This is a genomic window from Amycolatopsis sp. NBC_01307 (genome assembly GCF_035975215.1).
Taxonomy (GTDB): domain Bacteria; phylum Actinomycetota; class Actinomycetes; order Mycobacteriales; family Pseudonocardiaceae; genus Amycolatopsis.
Window position 1 is genome coordinate 9,067,719 of the sequence record NZ_CP108403.1, and the last position, 14,241, is coordinate 9,081,959.

Annotated in this window: 12 protein-coding genes; 10 read left to right on the forward strand and 2 right to left on the reverse strand. The window is 70.8% G+C overall.

Annotated elements, in window-relative coordinates:
* Positions 1–414 precede the first annotated feature (414 nt).
* From lanKC to OG439_RS40415, 4 genes are all read left to right on the forward strand, one after another.
* Positions 415–2,979, forward strand: coding sequence for a class III lanthionine synthetase LanKC (gene lanKC / locus OG439_RS40400; RefSeq protein ID WP_326945748.1), 2,565 nt, complete (start codon positions 415–417; stop codon positions 2,977–2,979).
* A 37-nt stretch (positions 2,980–3,016) separates the two neighbouring features.
* Positions 3,017–3,160, forward strand: coding sequence for a SapB/AmfS family lanthipeptide (locus OG439_RS40405; RefSeq protein WP_155548626.1), 144 nt, complete (start codon positions 3,017–3,019; stop codon positions 3,158–3,160).
* A 128-nt stretch (positions 3,161–3,288) separates the two neighbouring features.
* Positions 3,289–4,956, forward strand: coding sequence for an ABC transporter ATP-binding protein (locus tag OG439_RS40410; RefSeq protein WP_326945749.1), 1,668 nt, complete (start codon positions 3,289–3,291; stop codon positions 4,954–4,956).
* A complete protein-coding gene (locus OG439_RS40415; protein ID WP_326945750.1) occupies positions 4,953–7,250 on the forward strand; it encodes an ABC transporter ATP-binding protein in 2,298 nt (765 codons plus the stop codon). Before OG439_RS40410 ends, OG439_RS40415 begins: the two co-directional genes overlap by 4 nt.
* Positions 7,251–7,489: 239 nt before the next feature.
* Here OG439_RS40415 and OG439_RS40420 read toward each other — a convergent pair whose 3' ends face one another.
* Both OG439_RS40420 and OG439_RS40425 read right to left on the reverse strand, forming a co-directional pair.
* Complete coding sequence (locus OG439_RS40420) at positions 7,490–7,903, reverse strand: acyl-CoA thioesterase (RefSeq protein WP_326945751.1); 414 nt, start codon at positions 7,901–7,903, stop codon at positions 7,490–7,492.
* Positions 7,897–9,129, reverse strand: a complete 1,233-nt coding sequence (locus tag OG439_RS40425; RefSeq protein WP_442792248.1) for a hydroxyacid-oxoacid transhydrogenase — start codon at positions 9,127–9,129, stop codon at positions 7,897–7,899. The genes OG439_RS40420 and OG439_RS40425 overlap by 7 nt, the downstream gene beginning before the upstream one ends.
* 183 nt (positions 9,130–9,312) lie before the next feature.
* On the opposite strand from OG439_RS40425, the gene OG439_RS40430 reads away from it, so the two are divergent.
* The 6 genes from OG439_RS40430 (at position 9,313) to OG439_RS40455 (ending at position 14,237) form a co-directional block, all read left to right on the forward strand.
* Complete coding sequence (locus OG439_RS40430; protein ID WP_247063879.1) at positions 9,313–10,971, forward strand: thiamine pyrophosphate-dependent enzyme; 1,659 nt, start codon at positions 9,313–9,315, stop codon at positions 10,969–10,971.
* 214 nt (positions 10,972–11,185) lie between these two features.
* Positions 11,186–11,356, forward strand: a complete 171-nt coding sequence (locus OG439_RS40435) for a hypothetical protein (RefSeq protein WP_247060111.1) — start codon at positions 11,186–11,188, stop codon at positions 11,354–11,356.
* A 204-nt stretch (positions 11,357–11,560) separates the two neighbouring features.
* The gene (locus tag OG439_RS40440; protein WP_247060113.1) at positions 11,561–11,764 is read left to right on the forward strand and encodes a cold-shock protein; all 204 of its coding nucleotides are present in this window, start codon (positions 11,561–11,563) and stop codon (positions 11,762–11,764) included.
* A gap of 64 nt (positions 11,765–11,828) precedes the next feature.
* On the forward strand, positions 11,829–12,053 hold the full coding sequence (locus OG439_RS40445; protein WP_326945753.1) for a heavy-metal-associated domain-containing protein: 225 nt from the start codon (positions 11,829–11,831) through the stop codon (positions 12,051–12,053).
* Positions 12,054–12,337: 284 nt separating this feature from the next.
* Positions 12,338–13,351 carry an ATP-NAD kinase family protein gene (locus OG439_RS40450; protein ID WP_326945754.1) on the forward strand — a complete coding sequence of 338 codons (1,014 nt, stop codon included), beginning with the start codon at positions 12,338–12,340 and terminating at the stop codon, positions 13,349–13,351.
* 16 nt (positions 13,352–13,367) lie between these two features.
* The gene (locus OG439_RS40455; protein WP_326945755.1) at positions 13,368–14,237 is read left to right on the forward strand and encodes a thiamine pyrophosphate-dependent dehydrogenase E1 component subunit alpha; all 870 of its coding nucleotides are present in this window, start codon (positions 13,368–13,370) and stop codon (positions 14,235–14,237) included.
* The last annotated feature ends 4 nt before the right edge of the window (positions 14,238–14,241 follow it).

Sequence of the window (14,241 nt, forward strand, 5' to 3'; positions counted from 1 at the left end):
CTTACTCCGGGGTACCGGCCGGCCCGCCGAGCGAGGGCCGCGGGCGTGGCGCGGGCCACGTCCGGGTGATCCACAGTGGACCGGACAACCAACCTGACCTCGCGATACCGGGAAAATTGATCACCAGGTGTCCTTGATGGCATTCTGCCAATTCGGTGGTTTATTCCGGCGGCCCCTTGTTCGGACCTGCAGGAATGACGAAAAACCTTCGTGTTACACCCCGACAGGGTGGTTGGTTGCCTGGTGGAAATCACGCAGTGTTCAGCTACTGCGTGGTAAGTGTCTCTTTTGCCTACCTCGGATAGCCCAGTTGAACCCCCGGGTTGGCGGATTGGCGCGGGACCGCTCGGCATGGGGGAATATTCCTCGTCCCGGGCCACGCCGCACCGGGGAACGCACAGAGGGGCAATCTCGATGGACCTGCGCTACGAAGCATTTTGCTTCGCCGATCCGTTGTTCTACGACGAACAACAGGAAATCGGTGCGTCGGTCGACGAGTACGCCACGGCCCTGCCCGCACCGGACGCCGGTTGGATCGAGGCCCAGCGCGGCGTGTGGCGGGTCCTCCACCCCGAAGGCCGGGAACTTCCCGGTCAGGGCTGGAAAATCCACGTTTCGGCCGGCCTGGGGAACGCTCGGCGGGTGCTCCTGCGGGTGCACGAGTACTGTCTGGAGTACCGGGTCGCCTACAAGCACTTGCGCTCCCCGTTGATCCTGCTCGCCCGGAACTCGAAATACGCGCCCCGTGACGGCAGCGGGAAACTGATCACGATTTATCCCGCGAATGAAGACGAGCTCAAGCGGGTGCTCGACGATCTTTCGGTGCGCCTTGAAGGCGAGCACGGGGCCTATATCCTGAGCGACTTGCGTTACGGTGCGGGCCCGCTGTACGTCCGCTACGGTGGATTCGCCGAGCAGTGGGTCGAACACGACGGCAACCGCGTCCTGGCGATCCGCAAGCCGGACGGCAGGCTCGTCCCGGACAAACGGGAACCCACGTTCTCGGTCCCCGACTGGGTGAAGATTCCGGCCTGTCTGCAGAGCAGTATCACGGCGCGCAAGGCCGGCGACCCGGCCGAGTTCCCCTACCAGGTGACGAGCTCCCTGCACTTCTCCAACGGTGGCGGCGTCTACCTGGCGGACCCGAAAGCGGGCGGCGACCAGGTCGTCCTCAAGGAAGCGCGGCCCCACGCCGGGCTGGACCGGGCCCAGATCGACGCCGTCGAACGGCTGCGGCGCGAGCACGACGTGCTCGACAAGCTCACCGGCATCCCCGGGGTGCCCCGCACCATCGAACAGTTCACCGTCTGGGAGCACCACTACCTCGCCATGGAGTACATGCCCGGCACGTCGCTCGGCAACTGGCTGGCCCGCAACTACCCGCTGACCAGGCGCGACACCACCGAAGCCGACCTCACCGCCTACGCCGAACGCGCGCTGGCCGTGCTGGCGAAGGTCGAGGAGACAGTCGAGGCGATCCACGCCCGCGGCTTCGTCTTCGGTGACCTGCACGCGTTGAACATCCTGATCGACGAAGACGACGAGAGCCGCGTCTCACTGATCGACTTCGAGATGGCCGCCGACGTCGAGTCCGGCGAACGGCCCGCGCTCGGCGCGCCGGGCTTCCGTGCGCCGGCCGACCGGGTCGGTTTCGAGATCGACGAGCACGCCCTCGCGGCGCTGCGGCTGTGGCTCTTCCTGCCGCTGTCCGCGCTGCTGGAGCTGGCGCCGGCGAAGCTGCGCGGCATCGCCGACTTCGTCGAACGCCGGTTCGGCCTGCCCGAGGGCTACGCCGACGCCGCAGTCGCGGTGCTGGCTCCGCGTGCGAAATCCACGGAGCCGGCACCGGTCCACACCGAGCTCGACCAGGAGAAACCCGACTGGCCGCTGGTCCGCAAGCAGATCGCCGAGGCGATCCTCGCGAGCGCGACACCGCAGCGCCAGGACCGGCTCTTCCCCGGCGACATCGAGCAGTTCCGAGTCGGCGGCGCCTGCTTCGGCGTCGGCGCCGCGGGCGTGCTGCACGCCCTCGACGTCACCGGCGTCGGACGGTTCCCCGAGCACGAGCACTGGCTGATCGAGTCGGTCCGCCGCGACCCGCCGACCCGGCCCGGGTTCTACGACGGCAGCTACGGCATCGCCTACGTGCTGGAGAACCTCGGGCACCACGACGAGGCGAGCCGGCTGCTGGCGTCGTCGGCGCGGCTCGTCGAGCAGACCACCGACCACGCGCTCGAGGGCGGGCTGGCCGGCATCGGGCTGACCCTGCTGCACTTCGCCGCGGCCCGGCAGGACAACGAGTTCGGCCGGCAGGCGCTCACCACCGCCGTCCGGCTGGCGGAGGCGCTCGAAACCGCGGCGCCGCCCGGGAAGTTCGCCCGTGCGGGCCTGCTGTCCGGCTGGTCCGGGCCGGCGCTGTTGTTCATCCGGCTGTTCGAGCGCACCGGCGAGCCCGCCTGGCTGGCGTTCGCGGACCAGGCACTCAGCCGTGACCTCGAAGAATGCGTGCTCGCCGACGACGCGTCACTGCAGGTCCGTGACGGCGCCACGCGCACGCTCCCGTACGCCGGCATCGGCAGCGCGGGGATCCTGATGGTCGCCGAGCAGCTGGCGCGGCACCGGCCCGAAGCCGACGCCTGCGAGAGCCTGCCCGAGCTGCGCCAGTCGTGCCGCGGCGAGTTCGTCATCCACCCCGGCCTGCTCTACGGCCGGTCCGGGCTCGCGGTCGCGCTCGGCATGGGCGCCGAACCCGAGCAACGCGTTCGCGACGCGATCGACCTGCACCTGGCCCGGCTGGCCTGGTACGCGGTGCCGTTCCGCGGCGGGCTCGCCTTCCCCGGCAACCAGCTGCTGCGGTTGTCGATGGACGTCACCACCGGCGGCGCGGGGATCCTCCTCTCGCTCGCCGGCCTCCTGGACGGCAAGGAGGTGCTGCCCTTCCTGGGCAGCACGCCGTCCCCCCACACCTCCGGTCGCTGAGGACCGGCGGAATCGAAGAACAATCGAAAGGAACACCATGGAACTCGTTCTGGAGCTGCAGGCCCTGGAGACCCCCGAGGTGCTCAACGGTGGTCACGGTGGCGGCGGCGGCGCGCCGTCGAACCTGAGCCTGCTGGCCTCCTGCACCAACAGCACGCTCTCGCTGCTGACCTGCCACTGACCTGGCGGATCGCACGCAAGTAGTGCCTAGGTGAACAGTGCGGGAGCGGCACAGGCCAAGTGCGCCGCTCCCGCACGTTCATTGTGGCCCCGGTTCCGCCTTCGCGGAACCTCGTCCGAAGGAGTGAGATGCGCGGCTCCGCCGATCGGCTGCTGGCCCGGGTGGCCGGCCTCGATCGACCGAGATTGGCCGCCATCGTCGTCACGGCCCTGGTCGCCACCGCGGCCGGGCTGCTCCTGCCCAGTGCGCTCGCGGCCGCGGTGGACGCCGTCGTCGCGGGCCGTCCCAGCTGGCCTGAAGTCTCCTGGTTGTTGCTGGTCGGCGGCGCGGAAATCGCCGCGGACGTCGTCGGCGGGATCCTGACCACCCGCGTGACGGCGACCGCGTCCGCGTGGCTGCGCCGCACGCTGTCGGACAAGCTCTTCGCGCTCGGCACGCGATCGAAGTTCGCCGAGGGCGACGCGATCAGCAGGCTCACCGGCGACTGCGTCGGCGCCGGCGGCATCGTCACGATCGTCGTCCAGTGCGGCTCGATGCTGGTCATCTCCTCGGGCGCGGTGGTGTTGCTCGCGTTCCTGGACTGGCGGCTCGCGCTCGTGTTCCTCGGCAGCATCCCGTTCGCGTTGCTGCTCGCTCGCAGTCATCTCAAGCACACGGCCGACGATGTTCTTGCCTACCAACAGGTTTCCGGCGAGCTCGCGGCCCGGATGGTCGACGCCGTCGCCGGGCTGCGCACGATCGCCGCGTCCGGCACCGCCGACCGCGAAGCCGAACGCGTGCTGCGCCCGCTGCCGAAGCTGACCCTGGCCGGGATGGGCATCTGGCGCACGCAGGCCCGCATGGTCTGGCGCGCCGGGCTGCTCACGCCGGCGGTCGAGCTGGCCGTGCTGGCCGCCGCCGGGTTCGGCGTGCTCGCCGGCCGGCTCAGCGTCGGCGACGTCGTCGCGGTGCTCGGCTACGTCGCGCTCGCCCTCGGCCTGGTCACCCAGATCCCGCTGCTCACGATGCTGTCGCGGGCGCGCGGCTGCGCCGAACGGCTCGCCGAAGTCCTCGACGAGCCCGAACCCGCGCACGGCAAGCTCCCGCTGCTGCCCGGCGACGGCACCCTCGACCTGCGCCACGTCGGCGTCACGGGCGCACTGGCCGAGGTCGACCTGACCATCGCCGGCGGGACGTGCCTCGCCGTCGTCGGCCGTTCGGGCGCGGGGAAGTCCGTGCTCGCCGGCGTGCTCGGCGGGCTGGTCACGCCCGACGAGGGCCAGGTCCTGCTCGACGGACGTCCGCTTGCCCGTGTCCGCCGCGAGGAGCTGCGCGCGGTGATCGGCTACGCGTTCGAACGCCCCGCGCTGCTCGGCGCGACGGTCGCCGACGCCGTCGGCTACGGCACGTGGGCCGGCGAGTCCGCGATCCGCGACGCCTGCCAGACCGCGCAGGTCGACGAGGTCGTCGTCCGCCTGCCCGACGGCTACCGCACCCCGCTGGCCGAGACGCCGTTGTCGGGCGGCGAAGCCCAGCGCCTCGGGCTGGCCCGGGCCATCGTGCACCAGCCGCGCGTGCTGATCTTCGACGACGCGACGGCCAGCCTCGACACCGTCACCGAGGCCGCGGTCGAGCGTGCGCTCGCGAGCGCGCTGCCCGGCCGGACGCGCGTCGTCGTGACCCACCGGGCCGGCACCGCCGCCCGCGCCGACCTCGTGGTCTGGCTGGAGGAGGGCCGGGTCCGCGCGGTCGCTCCGCACGCGGCCCTCTGGCAGGAGCCGGGGTACCGCGGCGTCTTCACGGAGGACGACGAGTGAGCCTGCGCCGGTTGTACTGGTCCGCGCTCACCGGGCAGTGGCGTGGCGGCGTCGTGCTGCTCGTGTGTTCGGTGCTCGAAGGGCTCCCTGCTTTCTTTTCGGGTCGGTTGGTCGAGCTGTCCGTGGACCGCGGCTTCGCCGTCGGCGACCCGCGCACCGGGCTCGGCTGGCTGGCGCTGTTCGGCCTGGCCGCGGTGCTGGGCGCGTTCGGCTCGCGGATGGTCTGGCACCAGCTCGGCAAGGTCGTCGAACCCCTGCGCGACGCGCTCGTGACGGCCGTCGTGCGTGGCGTGCTGCACGACGAGTCCCCGCCGCGCAACCAGCCCGACTCGAGCGGCGTCGCCCGGATCACGCAGCACGTCGAGGTGGTCCGCGACGCGACCGCGGGCCTGTTGGTGCAGGCCCGGGCCATGCTGGTGACGACGACCTCGGCGCTCGCCGGCCTGGTGACCGTCGCCGGTGCGCTGGTGCTCCCGGTCGCGGTGCCGGTGGTCGCCTCCCTGGTCGTGTTCGGTTGTCTCCTCCCTTCGCTGGCTCGTCGTCAGCGCGCGCTGGCCCTGGCCGACGAGCACACGGCCGCGACGGCCGGCGCCTCCCTGGCCGGGATGCGCGACGTCGTCGCCTGCGGCGCCGAGCCGATCGCCGCGCTGGCGATGTACCACGCGGTCGACGCCCAGGCCACGGCCGCGATAAGGGTGGCGCGGTCAAGTGCCCTCCGGTCGCTGGTGATCTCGCTCGGCGGGTTCGCGCCGCTGCTGCTCGCCCTGTGGTTGGCCCCGGGCTTGGTGGCCACCGGCGAGCTGACCGCGGGCGCGGCCCTGGGTGCGCTCGTCTACCTGGCCACGACGATGCAGCCGGCCCTGCGCGGCCTGGCGGCCACGGCCGGCACCGTCGTGCTCCGCCTGCTGGTCGCACTCCGCCGGCTCGCGGAGACGGCCGAGCTGCCGGAACGTCCGGACGGCACGGCGACCCCACGCAGCATCGAGGTCCGCGTCCGCGCCCTGACGTTCGGCTGGGGCGCGACGGCCGAACCCGTGGTCCGCGGGCTCGACCTGGGGCTGCGGCCGGGGGAGCACCTCGCCGTGGTCGGCCCGAGCGGGATCGGCAAGTCGACACTGGCCGGCTTGCTGACCGGCATGCTCACGCCGCAGGAAGGCCGGGTCCTGGTGGGTGGCGTCCCGGTCCGGGACGTGCCCAGGGCGCTGCGCCACGAGCTCGTGGCGCTGATCCCGCAGGAGGCGTACGTCTTCGCGGGAACGGTTCGTGACAACGTCGCCCTGTTCGCACCGTCAGCCTCGGACGACGCGCTCGCCGCCGCCGCGACCGCGGTGGGCGCGGGCGCGCTGCTGAAGCGCCTGGGCGGTCTCGACGCCGAGATCGGCCACGGTGGCGAAGGCATCTCCGCGGGCGAAGCGCAGTTGCTCGCGCTGGCCAGGGTGTACGCCGGTTCGGCGCGGTTCGTGATCCTCGATGAAGCAACCTCCCATCTCGACCCGGTGTCGGAAGCCCGCGCGGAGCGGGCCTTCGCCGCGCGGGGTGGTGTGCTGGTGGTGATCGCGCACCGGTTGTCGTCCGCGCTGCGCGCGAACCGTGTCCTGGTCATGGACGGCCGCGAGACCGCCGTGGGCAAGCACGCCGACCTGCTGGCCAGGTCGCCGCGCTACGCGGAGCTGATGCAGGCCTGGGCGACGCCGGTGGCCGGGGGAGCAGCCACCGGAGACGCTGGGCCCGCGGCGGTTCGGGTCGCCGGCACGGATCCCGCGGCTGCAGCTGCGGGTGGTCCGGCCGGTGCTGCCGTCGCCGCCGCCGGTTCTGCTGGTGGCGTCGAGACAGCTGCTGTCGCCCGTGGTGCCGCGACAGTTGCTGCTGGCGGTGCAGCCAGTGGTGCCGCGCCAGCTGCCGCAGGTGGCAGCGCGGTTGCCGCTTCCACCTGCGGTTCGGCCAGTAACCCTGCGACTGCCGCAGCTTTCACCGGTGACCTCGTCAGTGGTGCCGCGCCAGCCGCCGCCGGTGGCGGCGCGGCTGCCGCTTCTGCCCGTGGTTCGGGCAGTAGTTCCGCGACTTCCGGTGCTTTCACGGGTGACCTCGCCGATGGTGCCGCGCCAGCTGCCGCGGATGGCCCGGTCCGTGGTGCCACAACTGCCGCTGCCGCCGTGGGTGGTGCCGCGACAACCGCCGGAGAACTCGCCGGTGGTAGCGCGGCAGCTGCCGCGAGCGCACCCTCCGAAGCAACCGCCGGCTCCGAAACGCCTTGGCGGCCGTCGCCGGTTCCGCGTACCGCACGGGCCGGCTGACCACCTGCTTACCCGTCCACTGTGGACATTTCAATGCCGTCCACGTTACCGCCGTCGAAGCGCCGCGGAACCCGTCGCCGCGAATCTGTGGATAACTTCGCCGTCTTGTCACCAGCTGTGGATAACTCGCGCCGATCGTCGACTCGTGTCGGCGTCGTCGTGCATGATCGGAAGCACGGAAGGAACGCGACTCCGACTACCGCGTCGCCAGAAGGGAGGTGATCAGCCGGCGGGGCACGTCATTCGGGTTGCAGTGCTTCCAACGCTCCACGCAGCTTGCCGGACACCGGAACCGGCCGGCGGGACTCGCGGTCCACGAACACGTGCACGAAGTGGCCCTCCGCGACCAGTGATTCATCCGCGGCGTACATCCCGATCTCGTAGCGCACGCTCGACTTCCCCAGGTGTGCCACGCGCAAACCGACCCGCAGCGAACCAGGAAAGGACACCGATGAGTGATACCCGCAGTGCGACTCGACGCACAGCCCGATCACCTCCCCGTTCTCGATGTCGAGACCACCCTGCTCGATCAGCCACGTGTTGATCACCGTGTCCATCAGCGAGTAGTGCACCACGTTGTTGACGTGCCCGTAGACGTCGTTGTCCTTCCAGCGCAACGGAATCGTCTGCCAGTGCGGGTAGCCGTTCACCACAGGGACACCGAGTCGCGCAGGATGCCGGCGAGGTCCTCCTCGGACGCCTCGCGGGGTGCGGTGGCCAGCAGTCGCTGCTGCTTCAGGGTTCCCTCGACCAGCGAGTCCACATCGGACTCCGCGTAGCCGACGGCACCGATGCCGTCCGGGATGCCGATCTTCCGCATCAGGTCGATCAGCACCGCGGGCAGGTGGCCGGCGGCGTCACCGGACCACTCGAAGTCGGGCGCCAGCAGGCGGGCGACCTGCCGGTGGCGGTCCGGCGCCGCGTCGAAGGTGAAGCGGAACGCGGCGGGCGCGGTCAGCGAGACGGCCATCCCGTGCGGCACCAAGGGTTCGTCACCCGGGTAGCCGTCCGGGTGGAAATCCCTGACCTGCCCGGCGATCGGGTACGCGTTCGCGTGCGGGATGTGCACGCCGGCGTTGCCGAACCCGAGGCCCGCGAACGTCGCGGCCAGTGCCATGGCTTCGCGTGCCTTGAGGTCCGAGCCGTCGCGCACCGCGGCGGGCAGGGCCCACGACAGCAGCCGCAGCGACTGCTCGGCGAACATGTCGGCCAGCGGGTTCGCGCCGCAGTACGGCACGCGCTGCTCCGGGCGCTTGCGGTCGAACTCGGTGTACGGCTTGGCGGTGTAGCTCTCCGCGGCGTGGCACAGGATGTCCATGCCACTCGCGGCGGTCACGCCGGCGGGCTGGCTGACGGTGAGCCGCGGGTCGACGACGGCGAGGGTGGGGCGCAGCCGCAGGTGGCTGATCCCGCTCTTGACGCGCAGGGACAGCACGTCCAGGACGCAGACGGTGGTGCTCTCCGAACCGGTGCCGGTGGTCGTCGGCACGGCGACGAGCGGCTTCAGCGGTCGGTCGGGTGCGCGGCCGCCGCCGACCGGCGCGTTGACGTAGTCCATCAGGTCGCCGTCGTTGCTGGTCAGCAGGTTCGCGGCCTTCGCGGTGTCGATCGAGGAGCCGCCGCCGACGGCCACGAAGGCGTCGTACGGACCGGTTCCGCGGGCGAAGTCAACCGCCTTCTGCATGCTGACATCGGTGGGTTCGACGTGTACGCCGTCGAAGATCTCGGTCTCGATGCCGTAACCGGTGATGCCGTCGGCGATGCGGCGCGGCCAGCCGGTGGCGGCGACCTGCGGGTCGGTCACGACCAGGACCCGGCGGGCGCCGTACTGCGTCAGGTCGTAGCCGATCTCGTCGCTGGCGCCGGTGCCGTACTTCAATGCCGGTGCGCCGTAAGTAAAAACGGTTTCATGTTCGGTCGCGGCCAAGGCTGGGGTCCTCGCTCCCTTGATCGGATCCAGTCGGTCAAAGCGGACATTCAGGTCCAACCTTGCCGGGTTTCGGCGAAGATCACTTGACTGCACTGAACGGTGCCCGCATAAGCTCTCCTCATTAGATACCAACTGGGAGCGACCGTCGCCCAGACGGCCGTACGGATCCTGACCGAGGCGCGTGTCCGCCGTGTCTACGCGGTGGTCGGTGAGTCCTTCCTGGAACTGCTCGACGCGCTGCAACGCGAGCGGGAGATCACGCTCGTCTCGGCGCGTCACGACGCGGGCGCGGCGTTCATGGCGGAAGCGGAGGGCAAGCTCACCGAACGGCCCGCCGTGCTCCTCGCGAGCCGGGGGCCGAGCGCGGCGAGCCTGGCGATCGGTGTCCAGACGGCCTACCAGGACGAGACGCCGATGGTCGTGCTGCTGGAGACGCCGGCGACCGACCCGACGGTGTGGAGCTCCGGTGAGCTGCCGACATCGGACCTGACGGCGATGTTCGAGTCGATCGCCAAGTCGACCCTGAGCGTGACCGACCCGGACAGCCTGCCCAGCCTGCTGGCGCACGCGCTGACGACGTCGCAGGAAGGGCGGCCGGGGCCGGTCGTGCTCGGCGTGCCCTGCGACATCTGGGGCATGCCCTACGACGCGGCGAAGCCGATGGCGCGGGTGCGGCCGCCGGCGTCCGGCACGCTGGGCCGTTCGGCGGACGCCGTGGCGCAGCTGGTGGACGAGGCGAAGTACCCGGTCGTCATCGTCGGCGGGCGGGCGCGGTCGGCGCGCGACGAGCTGATCGCGGTCGCCGACGAGCTCGCGCTGCCCGTCTACAACGCCTTCCGGCGCCAGGACGCCTTCCCCGAGAACCACGCGCGCTACGCCGGGCACCTCGGGCTCGGCATCCCGGCCCGGCAGCTCGACGCCTTGGAACGTGCTGACTTGGTCCTCGCGCTCGGTACCCAGCTCGACGAGGTCACGACGCAGGCCTACCGCTACCCGACGGCCCAGCAGACGCTGGTCATGGTCGGCACCGGCATCGAGGTCAGCATGCGGCGGCGCGGGCTGACGTTCCGGGTGGACTCCGAGGTCGAGCCGTTCCTGCGGGAGCTGCGGGCCGTGGCGTCACCCCGGACGCGGCGGGCCTCGGCGGCCAACGCCGCGGTGCACACCTTCATGACCCCGCCCGACACCAGCGGCAACACCCGCGTCCACCCAGTGGACGTCGTGCGGGCCCTGCGTAAACTGGCGCCGGAAGACACCATCGTGACCAGCGACGCGGGCAACTTCGCCCAGTTCATGCACCGGTACTGGTGCTTCACGGCGCCGCGCAGTCAGCTCGGCCCGTCCAACGCCGCGATGGGCTACGCCGTGCCGGCGGCCGTGGCGGCGAAACTGGCCGAACCGCGGCGGACCGTGGTAGCCATGGTGGGGGACGCCGGGACCCTGATGACCGGCCAGGAGATCGAGACGGCCGTCCGCTACCGGGCGCCGGTGATGGTGGTGGTGTTCCAGAACGGCCTGCACGGCGGGCTCGCCATGCACCAGGCCCGTACCCACGGCCGGTTGTCCGGGGTGTCGATCCCGTTGACGGACTTCGCTTCGTGGGCGCGTGGACTGGGCGCGGCCGGGTACACGGTGGACGATCGTGAGGAGCTCGAGCCGATCATCGCCAGCGCGCTGGTGCGGCAGCGTCCGTGCGTCATCGACGTGCGGACGGACCCCGATGTGGTGACGCCCGACGTGCGGTTGTCGGCGCTCCTGGGTCAAGCGCGCCCGCAACCTCCCGCCCAGTAACGGTTTCGGACTGTTTCATTCCGGGAAACGCCGGGAATGTTCAGTGGTAGCAGGCCCCTGGCTGAGGTAATCTGGCGGTGTTCCGGTGGTGGTTCGCCGCTGAACCTTCCCGGCCGGGTCCCGGCGGGAGACAACCGGTTTCTGTCGGTGCCGCATGGCACCATCACGGTCATGACCCGCATTGCAGCGGGCAGGGAACGAGGGGAGTTTCGACGTGGCCGATCAGCAGCACGCGACCGAAGCAGCGCGGAAGTCCGGCGTCGTACCGGTGCTGTTCAGCGCCAGCGCGGAGGCGCACGACGACGCGGTCGTCGTCGCCGAGCACGAGACGGCCTGGCGTTCGCCGTTCTCGGCCGAGGGCCTGCGCCCGGCGAGTGGCGAATAGCTCACCTCTCCCGGGTGAAGACGGGTTGTCCGCGCAGGTCGACTTGTGCTTTACTTCAGATGGTCGATTTTTGTGTTCGTGTTAGCTCACGCTCGCAGAATTCCGCGGGCGTAGTGTCTCCTCGCCGAGGAAGCAAACCGTCCGGGTGCTGACCCGGGTCGCCGAAGTGGCTTCCTGTTTTGTGTTACACATGGAGACTTTTTTATGACTCAGGGCACTGTGAAGTGGTTCAACTCCGAGAAGGGGTTCGGCTTCATCACCCCCGACAACGGTGGCGGCGACGTCTTCGTTCACTACAGCGAGATCCAGGGTAACGGCTTCAAGACCCTTGAAGAGAACGCTCGCGTCGAGTTCGAGATCGGCCAGGGCCAGAAGGGCCCGCAGGCCACGTCGGTCAACCTGATCTGACTTTGATCTTGGGAAAGGGCCGTCACCCGTTCGGGGTGGCGGCCCTTTTCGTATGCTCCGCCCCATGATCGAGCACGGGTACACCGTCTCCGGGATGAGCTGCGGGCACTGCGCGCAGTTGGTCACCGAGGAAATCACCGCTCTGCCCGGAGTGACCGAAGTGGACGTCGACGTCCCGACCGGCCGGGTCGTGGTGCGCGCCGACGCCGCGCTGGCGGAGGGCGACGTCCGGACCGCGATAGAAGAAGCGGGTTTCACCTACGTCGGTGTGGCCAGCCTGGTGTCGTGAGCACGACGCCGAGGGCCGGTTGGTTCTTCTCCGGCGGTGTGGCTCCAGGTTGGACTGTCCACACTGCTCACTTCAGACGTCCGTTGGGCTGATCGGCCGCATCCACTGATCTGTCGGGCCTGAGGACGGCGGCACACCCCGCCACGCCCGGGCCCGCGGCCCACTTTGTGATCTTCGCCGCGCCTTGTTACACGCAGCCCGCAACATGCAACGCCCTGCAACCCTTCCCTCCGGCACACCCGAAGGAGTCTCCTGGTACCCGACGCGGGAATCGGGAGGTCAGGTTGGGCGAGTCGGTGGCGGGGATCGTCGCGAACCCGGCGTCGGGGCGGGACATCCGCCGGCTGGTCGCGCAGGCTTCCGTCTTCCCCACCGCGGAGAAGGCGAACATGGTCCAGCGGCTGCTGGCCGCGTTCGCCGTGGCCGGGGTCGATCGGGCCATGGTCTCGACCGATCTCGGGGGCATCTCCGCCGCGGTGCTGCGCGCGCTCGGGCGGGGTGGGACCTGGCCGCACGTCGACTTTCTCGACGAGGACCCGCTCAGCGGCACCGCGAAGGACACCAGCAACGCCGTGCGCCGGATGGTCGAAGCCGGCGCCGGGGTCATCGTCGTGCTCGGGGGTGACGGGACCGCGCGCGTCGCGGCCGCGGCCTGCGAAGACGTCCCGCTGCTCGCCCTCTCAACCGGGACCAACAACGCCTTCCCGCAGACGCGGGAGGCGACCGTCGCCGGGCTCGCCGCCGGGCTGATCGCCACCGGGCAGATCGACCCCGACCTGGTCACGCACCGGGTCAGCGTGCTCGAAGTCGTCACCAAGGCCCGCCGCGAGATCGCGCTCGTCGACGTCTGCGTGTCCCTGAGCAGGCACATCGGCGCGCGGGCGCTGTGGGATCCGGCGTCGCTCACCGAGCTGTACTGCACCTTCGCCGAACCCGACGGCATCGGCCTCTCCAGCGTGGCCGGCCAGCTCTGCCCGAGCCCGCGCTCGAGCCCGGACGGCGTCGCGCTGCAGCTCGGGCCGGTCGGGGAGACGCCGTACGTCGTGCACGCGCCGATCGCGCCCGGACTGGTGCGCCCGGTCGGGGTGCGGGGCTGGGGCGTCCTGCAGCCGGGCATGCGGGTCGAGCTGGCCGCGGCGGGTGGGGTGATCGCGCTCGACGGTGAGCGCGAACTCGAACTGAAGCTCGGGGAGAGCGCGTTCGTCGAGCTCAAGCCGGACGGGCCGTGGTGCGTCGACGTCCGGGCCACGATGGCCGAAGCGGCACGAAAAGGGCTGTTGCGCAGCGAACCGAACTAGCGAAGGAGCTCCGACGATGACGGACACCCTGCGGGCGGCGTATCGCACGATGCGCACCATCCGGGCCTTCGAAGAGCGGGTGCGCGCGGAGTTCGCGACCGGCGAGATCCCCGGGTCCATGCAGCTCCACGCCGGTGAGGAGGCCTCGGTCGCCGGGGTCTGCGCCCACCTCGGAGACCGCGACGCGATCGCCGGCAGCCACCGCGGGCACAGTATCGCCAAGGGCGTCGACGTCAAGGGCATGATGGCCGAGGTCTACGGCCGCCGGACCGGCTCCTGCCACGGCAAAGGCGGTTCGACGCACATCGCCGACCTCTCGAAGGGCGTGCTCGGCGCCGGTCCGCCCCTCATCTGCGGCACGGCGCTCGCCGCGAAACAGCAGGACACCGGCGGTGTCGGAGTGTCCTTCTCCAGTGAAAGCAACCAGGGGACGACGCTGGAGGCGCTGAACCTCGCGGCGGCCTGGACCCTGCCGGCGATCTTCGTCGCGGAGAACAACGGGTACGCCGAGGCGACGTCGAGCAGCTGGTCCGTCGCGTCGGACAACATCGCCGACCGGGCCGCCGGCTTCGGCGTGCCGGGCGTGATCGTGGACGGCTTCGACTTCTTCGCCGTGCACGAAGCCGCCGGCGAGGCGATCGAGCGTGCCCGCGAAGGCGGCGGCCCGACGCTGATCGAGGTCAAGTTCACCCGCTACCAGCGGGGACTCGACTGCCTCGCGTGGTTCCGCGCCCGCGTCACCGAGAGCGGCGAGCTGCCCGGAATCGTCCTGGACGACATCGACGCCGAAGTCGCGAAGCTCGTCGAAGACGCCGTCGCCGAGGCGAAGGCCGCGCCCAAACCGACCCGGGCGGACCTCGAAACCGACGTCTACGCGTCGTACTGACCGC